The sequence below is a fragment of the Lapillicoccus sp. genome (assembly GCF_046595215.1).
GTDB lineage: Bacteria > Actinomycetota > Actinomycetes > Actinomycetales > Dermatophilaceae > Lapillicoccus.
This window is the reverse complement of the sequence record NZ_JBKJPP010000091.1, coordinates 1-20,709: the sequence shown is the minus strand read 5'-3', so window position 1 is coordinate 20,709 and position 20,709 is coordinate 1. Positions and strand designations below refer to the sequence as shown.

At 71.6% G+C, this 20,709-nt stretch carries 19 protein-coding genes; 11 read left to right on the top strand and 8 right to left on the bottom strand.

Going from position 1 to position 20,709, the window contains the following annotated elements:
- On the bottom strand, window positions 1-788 hold a 788-nt coding region (locus ACLL9L_RS07645; RefSeq protein ID WP_411284046.1), incomplete at its 3' end, for a TerC/Alx family metal homeostasis membrane protein.
- Window positions 789-1,197: 409 nt separating this feature from the next.
- Between ACLL9L_RS07645 and ACLL9L_RS07640 the strand changes: the two genes are divergently transcribed.
- From ACLL9L_RS07640 to ACLL9L_RS07610, 7 genes are all read left to right on the top strand, one after another.
- On the top strand, window positions 1,198-4,293 hold the full coding sequence (locus tag ACLL9L_RS07640; protein WP_411284045.1) for an SNF2-related protein: 3,096 nt from the start codon (window positions 1,198-1,200) through the stop codon (window positions 4,291-4,293).
- Between the two features lie 65 nt (window positions 4,294-4,358).
- Window positions 4,359-5,171 carry an SWIM zinc finger family protein gene (locus ACLL9L_RS07635; protein WP_411284044.1) on the top strand — a complete coding sequence of 271 codons (813 nt, stop codon included), beginning with the start codon at window positions 4,359-4,361 and terminating at the stop codon, window positions 5,169-5,171.
- A gap of 52 nt (window positions 5,172-5,223) precedes the next feature.
- Window positions 5,224-7,554, top strand: coding sequence for a transketolase-like TK C-terminal-containing protein (locus ACLL9L_RS07630; protein WP_411284049.1), 2,331 nt, complete (start codon window positions 5,224-5,226; stop codon window positions 7,552-7,554).
- A gap of 61 nt (window positions 7,555-7,615) precedes the next feature.
- A complete protein-coding gene (locus ACLL9L_RS07625; RefSeq protein ID WP_411284043.1) occupies window positions 7,616-8,470 on the top strand; it encodes a CoA transferase in 855 nt (284 codons plus the stop codon).
- Between the two features lie 70 nt (window positions 8,471-8,540).
- Window positions 8,541-9,917: an NAD(P)/FAD-dependent oxidoreductase gene (locus ACLL9L_RS07620; protein WP_411284042.1), complete on the top strand. Its 1,377-nt coding sequence runs from the start codon at window positions 8,541-8,543 to the stop codon at window positions 9,915-9,917.
- An 86-nt stretch (window positions 9,918-10,003) separates the two neighbouring features.
- The gene (locus ACLL9L_RS07615; protein WP_411284041.1) at window positions 10,004-11,290 is read left to right on the top strand and encodes a M16 family metallopeptidase; all 1,287 of its coding nucleotides are present in this window, start codon (window positions 10,004-10,006) and stop codon (window positions 11,288-11,290) included.
- On the top strand, window positions 11,287-12,669 hold the full coding sequence (locus ACLL9L_RS07610) for a M16 family metallopeptidase (RefSeq protein WP_411284040.1): 1,383 nt from the start codon (window positions 11,287-11,289) through the stop codon (window positions 12,667-12,669). The genes ACLL9L_RS07615 and ACLL9L_RS07610 overlap by 4 nt, the downstream gene beginning before the upstream one ends.
- 12 nt (window positions 12,670-12,681) lie before the next feature.
- On the opposite strand, the gene hisN is transcribed toward ACLL9L_RS07610, so the two are convergent.
- The 6 genes from hisN to ACLL9L_RS07580 all read right to left on the bottom strand — a co-directional run bounded on the left by hisN (window position 12,682) and on the right by ACLL9L_RS07580 (window position 17,797).
- On the bottom strand, window positions 12,682-13,503 hold the full coding sequence (gene hisN, locus ACLL9L_RS07605; protein ID WP_411284039.1) for a histidinol-phosphatase: 822 nt from the start codon (window positions 13,501-13,503) through the stop codon (window positions 12,682-12,684).
- A gap of 9 nt (window positions 13,504-13,512) precedes the next feature.
- Window positions 13,513-14,178: a phosphatase PAP2 family protein gene (locus ACLL9L_RS07600; protein WP_411284038.1), complete on the bottom strand. Its 666-nt coding sequence runs from the start codon at window positions 14,176-14,178 to the stop codon at window positions 13,513-13,515.
- A gap of 96 nt (window positions 14,179-14,274) precedes the next feature.
- Window positions 14,275-14,706 carry a DUF2231 domain-containing protein gene (locus ACLL9L_RS07595; RefSeq protein WP_411284037.1) on the bottom strand — a complete coding sequence of 144 codons (432 nt, stop codon included), beginning with the start codon at window positions 14,704-14,706 and terminating at the stop codon, window positions 14,275-14,277.
- 146 nt (window positions 14,707-14,852) lie between these two features.
- A complete protein-coding gene (gene rsgA, locus ACLL9L_RS07590) occupies window positions 14,853-15,923 on the bottom strand; it encodes a ribosome small subunit-dependent GTPase A (RefSeq protein WP_411284036.1) in 1,071 nt (356 codons plus the stop codon).
- Between the two features lie 10 nt (window positions 15,924-15,933).
- Window positions 15,934-17,277 carry a 3-phosphoshikimate 1-carboxyvinyltransferase gene (aroA, locus tag ACLL9L_RS07585; protein ID WP_411284035.1) on the bottom strand — a complete coding sequence of 448 codons (1,344 nt, stop codon included), beginning with the start codon at window positions 17,275-17,277 and terminating at the stop codon, window positions 15,934-15,936.
- Complete coding sequence (locus ACLL9L_RS07580; RefSeq protein WP_411284034.1) at window positions 17,264-17,797, bottom strand: DoxX family protein; 534 nt, start codon at window positions 17,795-17,797, stop codon at window positions 17,264-17,266. Before ACLL9L_RS07580 ends, aroA begins: the two co-directional genes overlap by 14 nt.
- Before the next feature lie 163 nt (window positions 17,798-17,960).
- Here ACLL9L_RS07580 and ACLL9L_RS07575 point away from each other — a divergent pair, with 163 nt between their 5' ends.
- The 4 genes from ACLL9L_RS07575 (at window position 17,961) to rsrA (ending at window position 20,532) form a co-directional block, all read left to right on the top strand.
- Window positions 17,961-18,821 carry an SOS response-associated peptidase gene (locus tag ACLL9L_RS07575; protein ID WP_411284033.1) on the top strand — a complete coding sequence of 287 codons (861 nt, stop codon included), beginning with the start codon at window positions 17,961-17,963 and terminating at the stop codon, window positions 18,819-18,821.
- Complete coding sequence (locus tag ACLL9L_RS07570) at window positions 18,818-19,468, top strand: alpha/beta family hydrolase (protein WP_411284032.1); 651 nt, start codon at window positions 18,818-18,820, stop codon at window positions 19,466-19,468. Before ACLL9L_RS07575 ends, ACLL9L_RS07570 begins: the two co-directional genes overlap by 4 nt.
- 66 nt (window positions 19,469-19,534) lie before the next feature.
- Window positions 19,535-20,257, top strand: coding sequence for a sigma-70 family RNA polymerase sigma factor (locus ACLL9L_RS07565; RefSeq protein ID WP_411284048.1), 723 nt, complete (start codon window positions 19,535-19,537; stop codon window positions 20,255-20,257).
- Window positions 20,254-20,532, top strand: a complete 279-nt coding sequence (gene rsrA / locus ACLL9L_RS07560; protein ID WP_411284031.1) for a mycothiol system anti-sigma-R factor — start codon at window positions 20,254-20,256, stop codon at window positions 20,530-20,532. Before ACLL9L_RS07565 ends, rsrA begins: the two co-directional genes overlap by 4 nt.
- 78 nt (window positions 20,533-20,610) lie before the next feature.
- Here the strand turns inward: rsrA and ACLL9L_RS07555 are convergent, their stop codons facing one another.
- A complete protein-coding gene (locus ACLL9L_RS07555; protein ID WP_411284047.1) occupies window positions 20,611-20,685 on the bottom strand; it encodes a 50S ribosomal protein bL37 in 75 nt (24 codons plus the stop codon).
- Window positions 20,686-20,709: the final 24 nt, after the last annotated feature.

Sequence of the window (20,709 nt, the reverse complement as noted above, 5' to 3'; positions counted from 1 at the left end):
AGGATCAACGCCAGGCCGGTCGACAGGAAGACCAACCTGTCCAACAGACCCTTGACCAGGAAGAACAGTGGCCGCAGGCCCATCAGGGCGAAGGCGTTGGCAGCGATCACGATGTAGGGCTCGTCAGTCACACCGAAGATGGCCGGGATCGAGTCCAGCGCGAACAGCAGGTCGCTGCTGCCGATGGCCAGCAGCACGATGAACAGTGGTGTGACAGCACGTCTGCCGGCGTGGCGGCTGAACATCCGACCGCCGTCGTAGGTCTCGGTGACGGTCAGTGCCCGGCGGGCCAGGCGGACCAGCCCGTTGTCCGCCACGTCGGGGTCGACGTCGCGATGGCGGTAGAGCTGGACCGCAGTGACGATCAGGACGACGCCGAAGATCAGGAACATGAAGGAGAACAGCTCGAGCAGCGCGGCGCCCAGGGCGATGAAGATCCCGCGCATGACCAGCGCCATCCCGATGCCGAAGATGAGGACCTTCTGCTGATGAATTTCCGGGACGGCGAAGGTGGTCATGATGATGACGAAGACGAAGAGGTTGTCGATCGACAAGCTTTTCTCGACGAGGTAGCCGGCGAAGTACTGCGTGCCGAAGTCCCCGCCTGCTTGCGCGGTGAAGACCACCCCGAACGCGATGGCCACGGCGATGAACAAGACTGAGGATAGGGCAGCTTCCCGGAACCCGACCACGTGCGGCCGTGCAGCCGCCAGCCCAAGATCCAGAGCGAACAGCCCGACGACCAGGCCGATGGTCAGGGCCCATCTGAGCGTCGTGACCTCAAGCACCGGTGGCCCTCCGGCCCGGGTCGCCTTGACGACTTTCTGGGGCCGTGTCGAGAGGCTGTCGACCACATGACGGTTTGGGCCCGGGCGTCGACGCGGTAAGGGGCCTGTGGGTGGATCCGGGCGCAGGGGTGGCGCCAGGCCGGGTCCATGAGCCAGGTGGCCGCCGCCGTAGTCGAGTGGCCGTGGGTGTGCTGATGCGGATCTCCTTCGGGGGGCCGGTCGACGAGGCGCTCGTGTCTGGGCCAGGAGGAGCGACGCTGCTCACGGTGACCAGGAAGGACGAGCAGGGACCAGTGGCCGAGGCGGTGTCGGCGGGGCGCGAACCGCAGGCCATCTCGTGCCAAGGATAGCGGTGCCTTCGTCGGGTAGGTTTGCCCACTGGCAGACGGATCCTGGGAGCTGAGCAGCGTTGATCGTCCTACACGCCTGGTGGTCGACCCAGCGCGATCCCCGGGGTGAGCTCATCCTGTGGGCCGAGGACTCCGACGCGCCGGCCCAGCCACCCGTGCGCCGAGGTCGCCGCCCCGCCGTGCAGGCGCACCCCTTCGCCGTCCCTGCGCAGGCGTTGGCCGCCGTGACGGCGCGTGAAGGCACCCCCGGCACCGCTGTTCTCACCCTGCCGAACCAGGACCGGGGCCCCTCAGCCTCGGCCGAGGTGCTCCGGACCCGCGAGCAGCCGCACAACCAGCAGGCCGTGGCCGACGGGCGGTGGGAGGTCCCGACACTTGCTCTGGACCCGGAAACCGCCCTGGACTACCTGCTGGCTGCGGACGACACCGAGGTCGACCTCGATCGACCGATCGCGGGAGGTGACCTGCGAGCGCTGCGGGCGCTTGCGGGGTTTGCGCTGGATCTCGTCGGACGTGGGCGGGTGCTGCCCGGCGTGCGGGAAGCGGGCCACGGGCGGGCGGTGGCGACCTGGTATGCGGTGGTGACCGGAGCGGACGCCGTGTGGCTGCGTGCGGCCACCGAGGGACTGCCCGGCTCGTTCACTGCCGCCTGCCCGGCTGGCGTCGACCGAGGCGCGGACGCGGTCCGGTCACTGGCATCTGCGACTGACGCGCTGGTGGACGCAGCGGTTCGCTCGCGCCTCGGTCCCCTTCCGCGCCGGCGGGCGGCGGCGTCGTTCCGATCGGCACTGACGTGCTCCGACCCCCACTTCGCCACCACGGCGGCGGCCCTGGCCACCCTGGACGAGGCGCTGGCCGAATGGCAGCGGGAGGTCACCCAGGTGGGCGCCGTTCGGGCCTGCTTCCGGTTGGTCGAACCGGTGGGGGTGGCCGAGGCGATGGCGGGCGAGGCGATGGCAGGCGATGGTGTCCCCGACGCCGCGTGGCGGGTGGAATTCGCGTTGCAGTCGACGGAGGAGCCGGGGCTGGTCGTCGACGCCGCCCAGGTGTGGCGCGCCAAGGGAGCGTTGCGCGCGCTGGCACGACACGTCGCCGATCCGCAGGAGACCCTGCTCGGTGAGCTCGGCCGGGCCATGCGCCTCTACCCGGACATCGAGGGCCCGCTGCGCACCGCGAAGCCGTCGTCGCTGGACCTGGACGTCGCGGGCGCGCACCTGTTTCTGTCGAAGGCCGCGCCGATCCTCCTGGCCGCCGGCTTCGGCGTCCTGCTCCCCGGGTGGTGGACCAACCCCTCCATGCGGCTGGGTGCGAAGCTCTCGGTGTCGACCCCCGCGCAGCCGGGCGCGGCCGCGACCAGGGCGGTCATCGGCCGTGATGGTCTGGTGGACTTCCGCTGGGATCTGGCGGTCGGGGAGCACACCCTGACCGAGCAGGAGGTCGCCGACCTCGTCGAGGTCCATCAGCCGCTGGTGCGGGTGCGCGGTCAGTGGATGTACGTCGACGCCGACCGCCTCGCACGGGCTCGGGCGTTCCTGGCGAAGAGGTCGCACGGCTCCGGGCGGATGAGCGTTGGGGAGGTGCTCTCGACCCTCGGGGCCCGCGATGACGGACCTGGTGGCCTGCCCGTCGTGGACATCGAGGCGCAGGGCTGGCTCGCAGACCTCCTGTCCGGCCAGGTCGACCACCGAATCACGCCGATGTCCGCGCCGGAGGGTTTCACGGGTGCGTTGCGTCCTTACCAGGAACGCGGTCTGGCCTGGCTGTCGTTCCTGGAGTCGGTCGGCCTGGGCGGCGTTCTCGCGGACGACATGGGTCTGGGCAAGACGGTGCAGCTGCTCGCCCTGATGTGTCTCGAGCTGCCTCGGGAGCTGGGCCCGACCCTGCTCGTCTGCCCGATGTCGTTGGTCGGCAACTGGCAGCGTGAGGCTGCCCGCTTCGCCCCCGGGCTGCGGGTGCACGTCCACCACGGGGCCGAGCGACCCAAGGGCAAGGCGTTCCAGAAGGTGGTGGCGTCCTGCGACCTGGTCGTGACGACCTACGGGCTGGTGATCCGCGACGCCGACGCGCTGCGTGAGATGAGCTGGCGTCGCGTGGTCCTCGACGAGGCCCAGGCGGTGAAGAACGCCGCGACCCGGGCAGCGGTTGCCGTGCGGTCGCTGCCGTCGTCGCACCGGTTCGCAGTGACCGGGACCCCGGTCGAGAACCGCCTGGGCGACCTCTGGTCGCTGATGGAGTTCGCCAACCCGGGACTGCTCGGTCCGCCCTCGTCGTTCAAGGCGCGCTTCGCGACACCCATCGAGCGGCACGGTGATGCCGAGGCGGCGACCCGGCTGCGATCACTGACGCAGCCGTTCGTGCTGCGCCGGCTGAAGACCGACACCTCGATCATCACCGACCTGCCGGCCAAGATCGAGATGGAGGTGGTGTGCTCCCTGACCCGCGAGCAGGCCTCGCTCTACCAGGCCGTCGTCGCGGACATGATGGACCGCATCGAGAGCACTGACGGCATCGAGCGCCGTGGACTGGTGCTGGCGACGATGACCAAGCTCAAGCAGGTCTGCAACCACCCGGCGCAGTTCCTCAAGGACGGCAGCAGGATCGGCGGGCGCTCGGGCAAGCTGGCGCGCGTGGAGGAGACCCTCGACGAAGTGCTCGCCTCCGGTGAGAAGGCGCTGCTGTTCACGCAGTACGCGGAGTTCGGCGACCTGCTGCGTACCCACCTCGGTGCCCGCTTCGGCCGAGAGGTCGCCTACCTTCACGGAGGCCTGGGCAAGGGCCAGCGGGACGACCTCGTCGCCCGGTTCCAGGACCCTGCTGGCGACGGGCCGTCCCTGTTCGTCCTCTCGCTGAAGGCAGGGGGCACGGGGCTCACCCTCACCGCAGCCAACCACGTCATCCACGTCGATCGGTGGTGGAACCCGGCGGTGGAGGACCAGGCCACCGACCGTGCGTTCCGGATCGGGCAGACCCGCTCGGTCCAGGTGCGCAAGCTGGTGTGCGCGGGGACGTTGGAGGAGAAGATCGCCCTGATGATCAAGGACAAGCGTGGCCTGGCGGCCAGCGTCGTGGGCACGGGTGAGGGCTGGCTCACCGAGCTCTCCACCTCCGCCCTGCGTGAGCTGTTCACGCTCGAGGCCGGGTCGGTGGTCGAGTGAGCCCGCCCGGTCGCGGCCGTCCTGGTTGGTCAGGCTCGTTCCCGCCACCCTCAAAGCCTCGCGCCGTGGACGGCGGGCTCGTCGCTCGCAGCGCGAAAGGTGCCATCGGGGAGCACTGGTGGTCACGGCGCTTCCTCGAGGTGCTGGAGTCCTTCGCCCTCGGCTCCAGGCTGACCCGCGGCAAGAGCTACGCCCGACGTGGTCAGGTGCTCTCCCTGCAGGTGGCCCCGGGGGTGGTCACGGCGTCGGTGCAGGGGTCCCGCAAGACGCCGTACAAGGTGTCGATTGCGTTGCCCGCCTTCGGTGAGCTGGTGTGGGCCAAGGTCGAGGTCGCCCTCGCAGAGCAGGCGATCCACAGTGCCCGGCTGCTTGCGGGCGAGATGCCCCGCGACCTCGAGGAGGTCTTCCTGGCAGCGGGCGCGCCGCTCTTCCCGCAGCGCGCCACAGACCTGGCCCTGAGCTGTTCCTGCCCGGACTGGGAGGTCCCGTGCAAGCACCTCGCGGCCACGTTCTACCTGCTCGCGGAGAGCTTCGACGACGACCCCTTCGCCATCCTGCTCTGGCGCGGGCGCAGCCGCGCGGCACTGCTGAACCGGCTCCGCGAGCTGCGCGGGAGCGATCCTGTTCCGGCGGCCGAGGTCGCGGCACCCACGACCGAAGGGCCCCGTCCCGGGGCGATGATGGCGCTCGCCGACGTGACCGTGGCTGCTGGGGACTTCTGGACCGGGGCACCGTCTGCGCCGCTCCCGATCCAGGCGGAGCTGCCGGTGGATCTGTTGCTGCGCCAGCTCCCCGCGCCGCCGGCGGCGCTCGGCGGCCCCGGCCTGGTGGCCCACCTCGGGCAGCTGTATGCCGTGTTCGGAGAACCGCCCACATGAGCACGGACCAGATCCTCTGGGCCACATCGGAAGCAGGTCAGACGTGACGAGCATCGTGAAGCCCGAGCCGGGCCCCCGGTCCGCAGCGGAGGATGACCCCCTCGTGGTGCTGCGCACCATCGAGCAACGGGTCCTGTGGCTGTCGACGGCCATCGTCGACCACGCCAACCGGATGCGGCCCAACACCTCCGGTGTCAAGGTGGGCGGGCACCAGGCCTCGAGCGCCTCGATGGTCACGATCATGACCTCGTTGTGGTTCGAGCACCTCCGGCAGGGGGATCGGGTCTCGGTCAAGCCGCACGCCTCGCCGGTGCTGCACGCCATCAACTACCTGCTCGGGGAGCTGGACCAGTCCTACCTGACGAGGCTGCGCGCCTTCGGCGGGTTGCAGAGCTACCCGAGCCGCTCCAAGGACCCGGACCCGGTGGACTACTCGACGGGGTCGGTCGGGATCGGCGCGACCGCACCCATCTGGGGGGCGCTGGCCCGGCGATACGTCAACACCCAGTTCGGCGGCGCGGGCACGGGTCGGCAGTACTCCCTCGTCGGCGATGCGGAGCTGGACGAGGGTGCCGTCTGGGAGGCCGTCCTGGACCCGATGGTCACGGAACTGGGCGAGGTCGTCTGGATCGTCGACCTGAACCGCCAGTCGCTGGACCGGGTCGTGCCCAACAACGGAGCTGGACGACTGCAGGGAATGTTCGCGGCAGCCGGGTGGCAGGTGCTGACCGTGAAGTACGGGCAGTTGCTGGAGGACCTCTTTGCCCGCACGGGCGGAGCGGCCCTGCGCTGCCGGATCGACGCGATGGCCAACCCCGAGTATCAGCGGCTGCTGCGCTGCACCGCCGACCAGCTCCGCGCACGGCTGCCGGGCGACGGCCCGGACGGCGCGGCCATCGACCGGTTGCTCTCCGACGTCCCCGACGAGCAGCTCCACGCATCCATCCGCAACCTCGGCGGCCACGACCTCGCCGCGCTCAGGGACGCCTTCGCGGCCATCGACGACACCCGCCCGAGCGTCATCTTCGCCTACACCGTCAAGGGATACGGCCTGGCCAGCGAGGGCCATCCCCAGAACCACTCCGCGTTGCTCAGGCTCGAGCACCTGAGTGAGCTGGCGCAGCGGGTCGGGGTGAGCACCGACCACCCGTGGCAGAAGTTTCCCCCCGGCTCGGCACCGGAGCGGGCCTGCGCAGCCGCCGCGCAGCGCCTGCGGCGGGAGGACGTGATGAGCGCCCCGGACCTGGAGCTGCCGAGTGACCTCGGTCGCACCCCGGGCGGAGTCGCCACCACCCAGGCGGCCCTCGGCCGCGCCCTGCTCGATCTCAACCGTGCCGCGCCCGAGATCGGACGCCGCGTCGTCACCGTCAGCCCTGACGTGAGCTCCAGCACCAACCTCGGCGGCTGGGTGAACAAGGTCGGTGTCTGGGCGCAGACGGAGCGCTCGGACTGGTTCGACGACGACGCAGAGACGATCCTGCACTGGCGCGAGAACCCCACGGGCCGCCACCTCGAGCTCGGCATCGCCGAGACCAACCTCGTGGGTGTCCTCGGCGAGCTGGGCGCGACCTGGAGTCGCTGGGGCCAGCCGCTGCTGCCGATCGGCGTGTTGTACGACCCGTTCGTCGAACGCGCCCTGGAGCCATGGTCATTCGGCATCTACGCCGGCGGTCAGTCCATCCTGGTCGGGACCCCCTCGGGGGTCACCCTCGCCCCCGAGGGTGGCGCCCACCAGTCGATCAAGACGCCATCGATCGGGCTGGAACAACCGGGGTGCGTCAGCTACGAACCCGCGTTCGCCCTCGACGCGGAGTGGACGCTGCTCGCCAGCCTGGCTCGGCTCGGCAGGCCGGGAGGGAGCTCCGCCTACCTGCGCCTCTCCACCCGGCCCATCGACCAGTCCCTGGCAGCGATCCCGCAGGACCCGGCAGCCCGCGAGCGTCGCCGGCGAAACGTCGTCGCCGGTGGCTACGTCCTGCGCCGGCCCACCCACCCCGTTCTGACGATCTGCGCCATGGGCGCACTGATCCCCGAGGCGCTCGGCGCAGCAGAGCGCCTCGAGGCGATGGGGCTCGGCACCGCCGTGGTCTGCGTGACCAGCGCGGGTCTGCTCTTCGAGGCGGCGCAGGCCCGGCGCGGGGCGCCCGATGCTCCCACCTGGATCCTGGACGCGTTGCTGCCGGGGGACAGTGCCACGCCGATCGTCACCGTCTTGGACGGGCACCCGCACACGTTGGCGTTCCTCGCGGGGGTCAACCGCGTGCGCGCCAATCACCTTGGGGTGACCCGGTTCGGCCAGTCCGGAGACCTCGACGACATCTACCGCGAGCACGGCCTCGACATCGAGAGCATCGTCACCTCCGGACTCGACCTCCTCGACTGACCGCCGCCGACCAGGCCTGCCCCGAGCGTGGTGCTCGAGCGGTCGTAGAGTCACTCCCACCATGGAGCCAGCACCCCCGTCGACCGCCGCGCCGCTGCGCGGGGTCCGGGTCGTGTCGACCGCGGTCAACCTGCCGGGCCCGCTCGCGGCGTCGCGGCTGGCGGCACTCGGCGCGAGCGTTACCAAGGTTGAGCCTCCGTCCGGCGATCCGCTCGAGCACATCGCGAAGGCCTGGTACGACGAGCTCGTGGTCGGGCAAACCGTCATGGTGGCCGACCTCAAGGACGAGTCGGGCCGGACCGCCCTCGACGAGCTCCTCACCGGCGCAGACCTGCTCATCACCGCGACCCGCACCGCCGCCCTGGACCGGCTCGGGCTCGGGTGGGACGTGCTGCACGCACGCCACCCGCGCCTCTGCCAGGTCGCCGTCGTCGGCCACCCGGCACCGCTGGACAACCTGGCCGGCCACGACCTGACCTACCAGGCCGCTTACGGCACGCTCACCCCGCCGGCCCTGCCGAGGGTGCTCGTCGCCGACCTCAGCGGCTCCGAACGGGCCGTGTCGGAGGGCCTGGCGGCCCTCGTGCTGCGCATGTCGACCGGCGTCGGGACCAGGCGGGAGGTCGCCCTCTCGAGCGCCGTCGAGACGATGGCCGCGCCGATCCGCCATGGCCTGACGACGCCGGACGGACCCCTGGGGGGCGCGGTCGCGGCATACGGGATCTATGCGGCGGCGGAGGGGCACGTCGCCGTGGCGGCCCTCGAGCCGCACTTCCGCACCCGCCTGCTCGGGCTGCTGGAGGTGGGCGGCAGCCGGGCGGAGCTGGAGGCGGTGTTCGTGACCCGGACGGCGGGGGAGTGGCAGGAGTGGGCCCGGGCCCATGACGTCCCGCTGGTGGCCGTCGCGCGACCGTGACGGGCAGGGACGCCACTGCCGGGCGCGGGCCGGTTGCGGGCGGCGAGGACAGCGGCGGGACAATGGGTCCATGACGTCACTCGCAGCACCCACCCCCCGGCACCGCGTCGTCGTGATCGGGTCCGGTTTCGGCGGCCTCTTCGGCACCCAGGCCCTCAAGCGCGCCGACGTGGACATCACCCTGGTCGCCAGGACGACCCACCACCTCTTCCAGCCGCTCCTCTACCAGGTGGCGACCGGCATCCTCTCCGAGGGTGAGATCGCCCCGGCCACCCGCGAGGTGCTGCGCCGGCAGGCGAACGCGACGACGATCCTCGGCAACGTCACCGACATCGACCTCGAGGCCCACACGGTGACGTCCGAGAACCTCGGTCGGCGCCTCGTCACCCCCTACGACAGCCTCCTCGTGGCGGCCGGCGCCGGCCAGTCCTACTTCGGCAACGACCACTTCGCGACCTACGCCCCGGGGATGAAGGACATCGACGACGCGCTCGAGCTGCGGGGCCTGATCCTCGGCTGCTTCGAGCAGGCCGAGCTCGCGGCCCTGCGCGGGGACAAGCACGAGGTGGCCCGGCTGCTGTGCTTCGTCGTCGTCGGGGCCGGTCCGACCGGTGTCGAGATGGCCGGCCAGATCACCGAGCTCGCGAACCGCACGCTGCGCAAGGACTTCCGGGCCATCGACCCGACCCAGGCGAAGGTCATCCTCGTCGACGCCGCCCCCCAGGTGCTGCCAGCCTTCGGTGACCGGCTCGGCGTGATCGCCCTGAAGCGGCTGGAGCAGATGGGCGTCGAGGTGCAGCTCGGGGGCAAGGTCGTCGACGTCGACGCCACCGGCATCGAGATCCAGGACCTCGGTGACCCCTCGGGCTACGTCCGCCGCATCGAGTCGATCTGCAAGGTATGGGCCGCCGGGGTGCAGGCCAGCCCGCTCGGCGCGACGCTCTCGGAGCAGAGCGGCGCCGGGCTCGACCGGGCCGGTCGGATCCAGGTCCTGCCCGACCTCACCCTGCCGGGTCACCCGGAGGTCTTCGTCGTCGGCGACATGATCGCGCTCGACAACCTGCCCGGGGTCGCGCAGGTCGCCATCCAGGGGTCCCGTTTCGCGGCGAAGCAGATCGCGCGGCGGCTGGCCGGGCAGCCCGGGGAGGAGGCGTTCGCCTATTTCGACAAGGGCTCGATGGCGACCATCTCCCGCTTCTCCGCGGTGGCCAGCGTGGGCCGGTTCCGCTTCGGGGGGTTCATCGCCTGGCTGATGTGGCTCGGCGTCCACCTCGTCTACATCATCGGCTTCAAGTCCCGGGTCACCACGCTGCTCCACTGGGCGGTCAGCTTCCTCGGTCGAGGCCGCGCGGAACGGACCATCACCGAGCAGCAGGTCTTTGCCCGCCGCGCGATCGAACGCCTCGGGGACGAGCACCGGCCGAGCCTGCCCGACGTCGGTTCCTGATCCCCGAGGCCGCTGCCGCGACGACCCGTCGGTATGCCGTGCGGACACGCTGCAGGCTGCCACCGGGCATCGCGTAGGGTCGGCGCGTGGCTGACATCGCATACCCCATCACCGACCGGACCCTGCCCAACGGGCTGCGTGTCATCGTGTCCGAAGACCACGCTGTGCCGACCGTCACCGTCAACGTGTGGGTCAACGTCGGGTCCCGACACGAGGCGCCGGGGCGGACCGGATTCGCCCACCTCTTCGAGCACCTGATGTTCCAGGGCTCGCGCAACGTCGCCTCGGGTGAGCACTTCAGTGCCCTCATGGCCCAGGGCGGCCGGCTCAACGCCACGACGTGGTTCGACCGCACGAACTACTTCGAGACCGTGCCCAAGGGCGCGCTCGAACTGGCGCTGTGGCTCGAGGCCGACCGACACGGGCACCTCCTGGACGCGGTCACGCAGGAGAACCTCGACAACCAGCGCGACGTCGTCAAGGAGGAGAAGCGCCAGCGCTATGACAACGTCCCCTACGGCAACGCGCTCATCGACGTCTACGCGACCATCTTCCCCGCAGACCACCCCTACCACCACCCGACGATCGGCTCGATGGAGGACCTCGACGACGCCCGCCTCGAGGACGTCCACGCCTTCTTCCGGCGGTACTACGGGCCGAACAACAGCGTGCTGACGATCGTCGGCGACGTGACCCCCGACGAGGCGTTCGCCGCCGCGGAGAAGTACTTCGGTGTGCTGCCGGCCTCGGCCGAGCGGCCGGAGCCGAGGCCCTACCGCCTCGAACCGCTCGCGGAGCCGGCCCGGCTCGACCGCTTCGAGGAGGTCCCCAACGACCGGCTGCACCTCGCCTTCCGGCTGCCCGTGGACAGCTCGGACGACTTCTTCGCCTGCTCGCTGGCCCTCGACGCGATCGGTGGCCTGAGCACGTCCCGGCTCGTCCAGCGGCTCGTGCGCGACGAGCAGGTGGCCACCAGCCTCAGCGCCCACGCGATGGGCTTCGTCGACGGGGTCTCGCTGGGGCTGCTGTCCGTGGACGTGGCCGAGGGCGCCGACCCGATGGCGATCGAGCAGGCCATCTGCGAGGAGCTGGACCGGTTCATCACCGAGGGACCGACCGAGATCGAGCTCGAGTCGTCGATGGCCGAGACGGAGCGGTCCTGGCTCAGCGCCCTGGCCAGCCAGGACGAGCGCGCCGACGCCATCTGCCACTACACGCTGCTCGCCGACGACCCGCACTACGTCAACTCCTTCCTCGACCGGGTGGGGGCCGTCACCGCCGCGCAGATCAGGCAGGCGGCAGCCACTTGGCTCGCGCCGACCTCCCGCGCCGTCGTCTCCTACCTCGTCAAGCAGGAGGTCCACTCCGCATGAGCTCCGACCAGACACTCACCGCCGTCGTCGACGTGCCCCGTCCGGAGGTGGCCCGGCCCGAGCCCTACACCTTCCCGCAGGCCGCCCGGCGATCTCTGGCCAACGGGCTCGAGGTCGTCGTCTACGACGTCCCCGGCCAGTACGTCCTGTCCGTCCGCGTCTCGATCCCCCTCCCGCTGGGGCGTGAGCCGCGCGACAAGGAGGGGGTGGCGACGATCATGGCCCGCACCCTCGACGAGGGCACGGAGCACTACACCTCGTCGGAGTTCGCCCAGCTCCTCGAGCGCCGCGGCGTGGCGCTCGGAGCAGGGATGGCCGAGCCCGGGCTCAGCGTCGACGTCGACGTCGCCAAGGGCAACCTCTCCTACGCGCTCGACCTGCTGCGCCAGTGCCTGACCGAGCCGGCGTTCCACGAGTCCGAGGTGACCCGACACGTGAAGCAGCGTCTTGCCGAGATCGAGCAGGAGCGTTCCATCGCCGCCCAGCGGGGAGCGATCGAGATGCTGACGACCTACTTCGACCCCACCGAGCGGGCGTCCCGCCCCACCGCCGGGCGCAAGGAGTCGGTCCGCACCATCACCCGCGACGATGTCGCCGCCTTCCACAGCGCCCACGTCTCCCCTGCCGGGGCCACGCTGGTCATCGCCGGCGACCTCGACGGTGTCGACGCCTTCACGGAGATCGAGCAGGCCCTCGGCGGGTGGGTCGCGCCCGACGGGGCGGAGCCCCCGTCGCCGCCGGTGGCCGCGGCGCCGTCCCCGGACCGGGTCCGCATCGTCCTCATCGACCGCCCCGGCTCGGTCCAGACCGAGTTCACCATCGCCTGCCCCGGACCGGACCGCAGCGTCGACGGGGGCTGGGCTCCCTACCCCGTCCTCGGTTTCGTCCTCGGCGGCTCGCCGAACGCGCGGATCGACGCCGTCCTGCGCGAGGAGAAGGGCTTCACCTACGGCATCCGGTCGGTCTTCCGCCCGCGCCGGCGAGGTGGGCTGTTCCTCACCAGCGGCAGCGTGCGCGCCGACTCGACGGCCGAGGCGCTCGGGCTGCTCCTCGACCTGCTCGACAGCGGGCGCGACGGCTTCACCGACCTGGAGGCCCGGGAGGGTGTCGACTTCATCGCCATGACCGCTCCGAGCCGCTACGCGACAGCCGATGCGATCGCCGACGAGGCTGCCGGGCTGGCGTTCGAGGGACTCACCACCGAGTTCACGACCGCCAACCTGCGTGACATGGCGACCGTCGACGCCGACCGGCTGCACGCGGCATACCGCTGGTTCGTCGACGGGCAGTGGACCGTCGTCGTCGTCGGTGACGCGGCGGCGCACGCCGACGGCATCCGCGCGCTCGGTCGGGGCGAGGTCACGGTCATCACGAGCTGAGTGCGCGGCCGCTCAGGTCTGGCCAGACGGCGTCGCCGCGGCCGACCGCGTCCCCGTGCCGATGCGGGCCAGCACCTCGTCGTGGAGCAGGCCGTTGGTCGCCAAGGCGTTGCCGCCCCAGCACCCGTCGACGCCGTCGAGCGAGGTGAAGCGGCCGCCGGCCTCGGTGACGATCGGCACGAGGGCCGCCATGTCGTAGACCTCGAGCTGCGGCTCGGCGGCGATGTCGACGGCGCCCTCGGCCACGAGCATGTAGGACCAGAAGTCGCCGTAGGCCCGGGTGCGCCAGCAGTCCTCGGCCAGGGCGAGGAACTCCTCACGCCGCTCGACCTTCCGCCAGGAACCGACCGAGGAGTAGGAGAGCGAGGCGTCTGCGACGGACCCGACCTGGGAGACGTGGATCCGCTTCGCCGACGACAGGGACCGACCCGACCAGGCCCCCGACCCGAGGGCGGCCCACCACCGCCGGCCGATGGCGGGCGCCGACACCAGGCCGAGCACGGGTTGGCCCTCGTCGACCAGCCCGATGAGGGTGGCCCACACGGGGACGCCGCGGACGAAGTTCTTCGTCCCGTCGATCGGGTCGATCACCCACCGGCGCGACCCATGCCCCGTGGTGCCGAACTCCTCGCCCTCGACGGCGTCCCGGGGACGAGTGCGCTTGAGCTGGGCCCGGATGTGCTCCTCGGCCGTGCGGTCCGCGTCGGTCACCGGCGTGAGGTCCGGTTTCGCCTCGACGACGAGGTCGTCCGCCCGGAACCGGACGGTCGTCACCCGCTCGACGGCGTCCGCGAGCACGTGGGCGAGCCGGAGGTCGTCGTCGTAGGAGGTCACCGGGCCACGCTAGTGCGTGGTCGTGGTCCCGGAGCCCTGCGCCACCCGTTCGCGCCCCGCCCGCCGTCTCAGCAGGGCCAGGAGCAGTCGGTGGCCCATGACCACGACCCCCGCCCACGCGGCCCCGGCCGCCCACCCGGCGATGACGTCGGTGAGCCAGTGGTGGCCGAGGTAGACCCGGCTGGCGCCCATGGCGAGCGCGAAGGTGACGAGCGCGATGGTGGCAGCCACCCTGCTGCCCACCGCGGCCACGTGGCACAGGACGAGGTAGAGCAGCACGAGCGCCACGACGGTGGTGTTGAGGGTGTGCCCGCTCGGGAAGGACGGTGTCGTCTCGTAGGGCGGCACGGCATCCGCCAGCGGCGGCCTTGCGCGACTCGTCAGGACCTTGCCGACGCTGGTCATCACCGTCGATCCGGCAGCAGCGACGGCCATCAGGACGATCGGTGTCCAGGAGCGCCACCAGCGGGCGAGGACGAGCACGGCGAGGGTCGCGATGACGCTCATCCACACCTTGCCTCCGAGGTTGGTGAAGGCGGTCACCGCGCTGTCGAGTCCGGGGGAGCGGCGGGCCAGCATCCAGCCGAGGACCGGCTGGTCGAGGGCCGCGAGACCGTCGCCCTCGCGGACGTGCTCGTAGGTCTCGTCCGTCCCGGCGATGAGGGCGGTGATCACCCCGCCGCCGACGAGGACCGCGAGCAGGCTGATCAGCCTGGCCGCAGGCCTCGTCGGCGCGTCAGGGACGGGGTGCGGGGACGGGGGGCGGACTGGTCAGCGGCCTTCCCAGACGGCCCGCGCGCCCGCGTCACCGGTGCGCACCGTCCAGGCCACCGAGGCGATCGCGGCGATGATGGTGAAGCCGACCGCGATCGGTCCGAGGGACCTGTTCCGGCGGGTGGCGCCAACCCCGACGGACGTCACCACGAGGAAGAGCGCGAAGTAGGGCAGCACCGAGCCGAGCTCACCGTGCTCCTTCGCGACCTGACCGCCGAGTGCCGTCTGGAGCGCCTGGCCGCTCTCCTTGGCCACGAGGGTGAGTCCGAACACCAGGGCGTTGGCCCCGGTCACCCACCACGTGAAGCGCTCCCGCAGCCCCGGCCGGACAGCCGTGACGATGGTGAGCAGCGCCATCAGGGGCAGGAGCACCACGACGGAGTGGAGGACCAGCACATGGACCGGCAGGCCGAAGATCTTGTCGAACATGGTGCTCCTTGCTGGGGCGGAGGTCCTGAGGATACGTGCAGCGGTCTCACGCAGTGTCAGACGCAGTGATGTTGCAGGTGGTTCACCTCGGGGCGACCCGGTCCTGTGGGCAGTTTAGGGGACGCGCTCGAGCGGGCCCGGGACGCTCAGTCGTCGGGGGTGCCGGAGCGGGCCCGGAGCAGGCGGCGCAGGGAGTCCAGTCGCGACGCGCCCGCCGGGCCGGCCGCGCTCGAGGCGACGAACGCGTCGAGGGCGCACTCGGCCTCGTCATGGGTGCAGCCCCGGGGGCACTCCTTCGTGCCCGGCTCGAGGTCGGGGAAGTGCACGATGATCCGCGCGAGGTCGACGTGGGCCAGCCCGAACGACCGGACCCCGGGGGTGTCCACCACCCAGCCGCTGCGGTCGGGCAGGCGCAGGGCGACGGCGGACGACGAGGTATGCCGCCCGCGGCCGGTCACGTCGTTGACGTCACCGGTCGCCCGGCGGGCGTCGGGGACCAGGCGGTTGACGAGGGTCGACTTGCCGACGCCGGAGTGGCCGACGAGGACCGACACCCGCCCGGCAAGGCGCTCGCGCAGCTCCTCCAGCCCGTCGAACGAGCCGCCACCGGTCTCGGCCCCGGCGACCTGGTGCATGGCTCCGCCCCAGGCGGTGACGACGGCCGGCACCGCGAGCGGCGCGTAGCTCGCGAGGAAGGCGTCCGGCGCGACGAGGTCGGACTTGGTCAGGACGAGGAGGGGGTCGAGCCCCGCGTCGTAGGCCGCGACGAGGCACCGGTCGATGAGCCGGGGCCGGGGCTCGGGGTTGGCCAGCGACGAGACGACGACAAGCTGGTCGGCGTTGGCGACGATGACCCGCTCGATGACGTCGGTGTCGTCCGCCGTGCGACGCAGCACGGAGCGTCGCGGCTCAAGCCGCACGATCCGGGCCAGCCCGTCCGGGTTGCCGGTGGTGTCGCCGACGAGCGCCACGTCGTCACCGACGACGACGCTCTTGCGGCCCAGCTCCCGCGCCTTCATGGCGGTGACGATCCGCTCGGGTTGTCTGCGCCCGCCCTCACCAGCGGCGACGAGGACGGTGTAGCGGCCCCGGTCGACCACGAGGACGAAGGCGGACACGGCGTCGTCGTGGGCCGGTCGGTCCTTGGAGCGACGACGCGAGCCGCGCGGGTTGGGCCGCACCCGGATGTCCGACTCGTCGAGGTCGCGCCAGCTCATCGGGTGGCCCTCACCCGAGGCCCTTCAGCATGCCGTCCCAGAGGCCCACGAAGTCGGGCAGGGTCTTGGTTGTCGTGGCGATGTCCTCGACGATGACGCCTGGCACGGCGAGCCCGATCAGGGCGCCCGCGGTGGCCATCCGGTGGTCGTGATAGCTGTGGAAGAGCCCACCGCGCAAGGGACTCGGTGAGATGCGCAGGCCGTCGTGGGTCTCGGTCACCTGCCCCCCGAGGGAGTTGAGCTCGGTCGCGAGGGCGGCGAGTCGGTCGGTCTCGTGCCCGCGGATGTGGGCCACGCCGCGGATCCACGAGGGTGAGCTCGCGAGCGCGGCGAGCGCCGCGACGATCGGGGTCAGCTCGCTCGCGTCGCGCAGGTCGATGTCGATCCCACCGATCGACCCGTTGCCCGACACCGTGAGGCCCTGGCGGTCGAAGGAGACGTCGGCGCCCATGGTGTCGAGGATGTCCCGCAGGGCGTCCCCGGCCTGGGTGGTGTGCTGCGGCCAGTCGGGCACCCGGACGCTGCCCCCGGCCACGAGGGCTGCGGCGAGGAACGGGCCGGCGTTGGACAGGTCCGGCTCGATCTGCACGTCGAGGGAGCTCACCTCGCTGGGTTCGACCCGCCAGGTGTCCGGCTCGGAGTCGTCGACGTCGACACCGGCGTCCCGCAGGGTCTCGACCGTCATCGCGATGTGGGGCTCGCTCGGGACGGGCGTTCCGTCGTGGTGGACCGTCACGCCGTGGTCGTAGCGGGCGCCCGCCAGCAGCAGGGCCGAGATGAACTGCGACGAGGCGGACGCGTCGAGCGTCACCTCGCCGCCGGGGACCGAACCCGTCCCCTGAACGGTCAGGGGGAGGGTGCCCCTGCCCTCGTCCGCGATGCCGACCCCCAACGCCCGCAGCGCGTCGAGGACCGGGCCCATGGGGCGGATCCTGGCCTGTGGGTCGCCGTCGAAGAGGACCGGGCCGCCGGCCAGGGCAGCGACCGGCGGCAGGAAGCGCATCACCGTCCCGGCGAGGCCGACGTCGATGGCGGTGTCCCCGCGCAACGCGCCGGGCGTCACGAGCCAGTCGAGCTCGCCCACCTCGCCTGCACCCTCCGCGGGGACGTCGTCGATGGTCACCCCCAGGGACCGCAGCGCCTGGACCATGAGCAGGGTGTCCCGTGAGCGCAGCGGCCGCCTCAGGCGGGACCGGTCGTTCGCGATGGCGGCGAGGACGAGGAAACGGTTGGTCAGCGACTTGCTTCCGGGCAGCGCCACCGTGGCCGAGACGGGGCCGCCCCCCGTGGGGGCAGCCCAGTCACCCGGTGCCGTAGGGGCCGCAGCGTGACGACTCACGTCAGTTGAGGGCATCCTGCACGGTGATGTGCGCCTGCTTCTGGGCCAACCGCGCCTCGCGCCGGGCGGTCTTGGCGGCGTGCCTTGCCTCGCGTCGGGTGACTCGCCCCGCGTTCTGGGCCCGCCACACCAGCCCGGGCTTGCCGTCGGTGTCGACGCTGGCAAGCAGCGCACCGCCCAGCAGACCGAGGTTCTTGAGGAACTGGGTGCGCTGCTTGGCCCGCTCTGCAGGGTCGCTCTTCTCCCAGAAGGCGTGCCCGGCGAGGGTTGTCGGGATGAGGGACCCGGCGATGAGCAGGCCACCGACGCGCGGGAGCCTGCCCGTGGCCAGCAGCGCGCCGCCGACCAGCTGGGCTGCGCCGTTGGCGCGCACGAGCATCTCCTTGTCGTCGGGCAGACCGAGCATCGGCCCGAGCTTGTCCAGCAGCGGTGAGGCCACGTTGGCCTTGCCGCCCGGGTGACGCACGGCGTCCAGTCCGGCGACGACGAAGACGGCGGCGAGCAATGGTCGGGCGATCCGGCGGACGACGGTCATGGGTGACCTCCTGCGAAGTTGGTGGGTGCTGCTCCTACCGTAGTTCCTCCGTCGGCCTCGCAACACGAGAGCCTGCCCCCATCGTTGCGTCCGGCAGGTCGGTCGCCGGGGGCGACCGACCTGCCGGACGCAACGCCCCCCCGGCCCACCTATCGTGGTGGCCATGTGTGGTCGGTATGCCGCGAGCAGGGACCAGGCCGAGCTGGTCGAGCTGCTCGACATCGAGCAGGACGCCACGGCCGAGCCCGCCCGCACCCTCCTGGTCAACCCCCAGCAGCCCCCGGCGGGCAGCCCGGACTGGAACATGGCGCCCACCAAACGGGCGCCGGTCGTCATGACCCGCTCACCCCGCCCGTCCGGGATCGGCGCGGAAGGATCCGGGGCCCTCCCCCTTCCGGTGCGTCAGCTGCGTCTGGTCACGTGGGGCCTGGTCCCCAGCTGGGCCACGGACACCAGGATGGGCGTGCGGATGATCAATGCCCGGGCCGAGTCGGTCCTCGAGAAGCCGGGCTTCGCCCGGGCGGCCGCCTCGAGGCGCTGTCTCGTCCCGGCGGACGGGTGGTACGAGTGGCAGGTCTCGCCCACGGCGAAGGATGCCAAGGGCAAGCCGCGCAAGCAGCCGTTCTACATGCACCGCGCCGACCACGACGTCGTCGCGCTCGCCGGGCTCTACGAGTTCTGGCGCGACAAGGGCGTCGAGGACACGAGCGACCCGCAGGCCTGGCTGACGACGTTCGCGATCATCACGACGGCGGCCGAGCCCGGACTCGACCGGATCCACGACCGGCAGCCGCTCGTGCTCGAGCGCCAGGATTGGGGCCGGTGGCTCGATCCCGGCACGACGGACCCCGAGACCGTGGGCGATCTGCTGGCGTTCGGGGCCCCCGGGCGCTTCGACGCCTACCCGGTCTCGAGCGCCGTCAGCGCGACCCGCAACAACGGCGAGCAGCTGGTCCTCCCCCTGCCGCGGGAGGAGCTGCATGGGGTCGTCGACCCGGTCACCGGTGAGGTGGTCGGGGAGTGAGGCCGATCGCGCTCCCCACGGTGGTGGACATCGCCACGCCCGCGGGCCCGGCCCGGGCCCACGTCCACCGGCGCAGGGGCGCGCGGGGGACGCTCATCATCGGTCACGGCGCCGGCGGGGGCCTCGGATCCGTTGACCTCACGGCCGCGACCACTGCTCTGGCAGAGGAGAACTGGGCGCTCGCCCTGATCGAGCAACCGTGGCTCGTGGCCGGCCGACGCATCGCCGGACCGCCGAAAACCCTTGATGCCGCGTGGGTTCCGGTGGTGCAGGCCCTTCGCCGACGGGGTGGCGCTCTGGCCACCGTCCGGGGGCCGCTCGTGCTCTGCGGACGCAGCGCCGGCGCCCGGGTCGCCTGCCGCACCGCGGAGGAGCTCGGCGCCGACGGTGTGCTGTGCCTCTCCTTCCCTCTCCACCCGCCCGGCCGCCCGGGGAGGCTCCGCGCTGCCGAGCTCGCCCTGGTCACCGACGCCGGCCGGCCGATTGCTGCCGTCCAGGGCGAGAAGGATCCCTTCGGCACCCCCGGTGAGCTCACGGCATACCTCGAACAGGTGTATGCCGTGCCGGGCACCCACGCGATCCCTCCTCGCAGCGCCGCCGCCGTGGCCGCGGCGGTGGTCCGCTTCGTCAGCCCGCTGCGGGAATGAGGGGCCCGCGCAGCCTGTTGACGCGTGAGTCCCGCCATCTCACACAGGAGGTCTCTCAGCGTGCTGATGCTCACCGTCCCCGCCGTCGGCGGCCCCCGCAGCCCCGGGACCCCGACGCGACTAGGCTGGGGGGCAATGGACAACGAGACCACCACCACCGGGGCCCCGGCCCCGCAGGCGTCGGGCGACGACACCGTCGACGTGACCACCGAGAGCACCGACGCGCGGCGGGCTCGCTTCGAGCGCGAGGCGATGCCCCTGCTGGACCAGATGTACTCGGCGGCGCTGCGCACGACGCGCAACCCCACGGACGCCGAGGACCTGGTGCAGGAGACCTACGCGAAGGCGTATGCCGCGTTCCACCAGTACCGGCCCGGCAGCAACCTCAAGGCGTGGATGTATCGCATCCTCACCAACACTTACATCAACACCTACCGCAAGCGGCAGCGTGAGCCGCTGAAGTCCGACGCGGCCGAGGTCGAGGACTACCAGTTGCACCGTGCCGAGTCGCACAGCTCGGCCGGGCTGCGCTCGGCGGAGGACGTCGCCCTCGAGCACCTGCCCGACAGCGACGTGAAGCGCGCCCTGCTCGAGATCCCGGAGGACTTCCGTCTCGCGGTCTACTTCGCGGACGTCGAGGGCTACGCCTACAAGGAGATCGCCGAGATCATGGACACCCCGATCGGGACGGTCATGTCGCGGCTGCACCGGGGTCGACGTCAGCTGCGCGTCCTGCTCGGTGCCTATGCCGCCGACCGCGGCTTCGTCACGGAAGGGGCCGGCTCATGAGCCAGGGTGAGAGGGAACTCGGCATCAGCGTGACTGACTGCTCGGAGGCCCTGCTGCGTGTCTTCGAGTTCCTCGACGGCGAGATGGGTCCCGACGAGTGTCGCAAGATTCAGGCCCACCTCGACGACTGCGGCACGTGCCTGAAGCAATACAACGTCGATCAGGCCCTCAAGGCGATGGTCAAGAGGTCCTGCGCGTGCGAGGAGGCTCCGATGGAGCTGCGCGCGTTGATCCTCCAGCGACTGACCGTGGTGCGCATCGAGTCGCTGGACTGATCGCTCAGACGCGGTTCCACCCAAGCAGCAGGCCCGGACCGTCGAGGTCCGGGCCTGCGTGCGTGGTGCAGCTGCGGCTCAGGCGTTGGGCTTGCGGCCGTGGTTGGCGGCGTTGCGTCTGCGGGAGCGGCGCTTGCGGGCACGCTTGCTCATGATCTACTCCAGTCTGCGGGTGGA

Coding starts and splice junctions, on each gene's coding strand:
- ACLL9L_RS07625 (WP_411284043.1), top strand. CDS start 7,616: ATGGAGCCAGCACCCCCGTCGACCGCCGCGCCGCTGCGCGGGGTCCGG.
- ACLL9L_RS07620 (WP_411284042.1), top strand. CDS start 8,541: ATGACGTCACTCGCAGCACCCACCCCCCGGCACCGCGTCGTCGTGATC.
- ACLL9L_RS07610 (WP_411284040.1), top strand. CDS start 11,287: ATGAGCTCCGACCAGACACTCACCGCCGTCGTCGACGTGCCCCGTCCG.
- ACLL9L_RS07595 (WP_411284037.1), bottom strand. CDS start 14,706: ATGTTCGACAAGATCTTCGGCCTGCCGGTCCATGTGCTGGTCCTCCAC.
- rsgA (WP_411284036.1), bottom strand. CDS start 15,923: ATGAGCTGGCGCGACCTCGACGAGTCGGACATCCGGGTGCGGCCCAAC.
- aroA (WP_411284035.1), bottom strand. CDS start 17,277: ATGCCCTCAACTGACGTGAGTCGTCACGCTGCGGCCCCTACGGCACCG.
- ACLL9L_RS07580 (WP_411284034.1), bottom strand. CDS start 17,797: ATGACCGTCGTCCGCCGGATCGCCCGACCATTGCTCGCCGCCGTCTTC.
- ACLL9L_RS07575 (WP_411284033.1), top strand. CDS start 17,961: ATGTGTGGTCGGTATGCCGCGAGCAGGGACCAGGCCGAGCTGGTCGAG.
- ACLL9L_RS07565 (WP_411284048.1), top strand. CDS start 19,535: ATGCTCACCGTCCCCGCCGTCGGCGGCCCCCGCAGCCCCGGGACCCCG.
- rsrA (WP_411284031.1), top strand. CDS start 20,254: ATGAGCCAGGGTGAGAGGGAACTCGGCATCAGCGTGACTGACTGCTCG.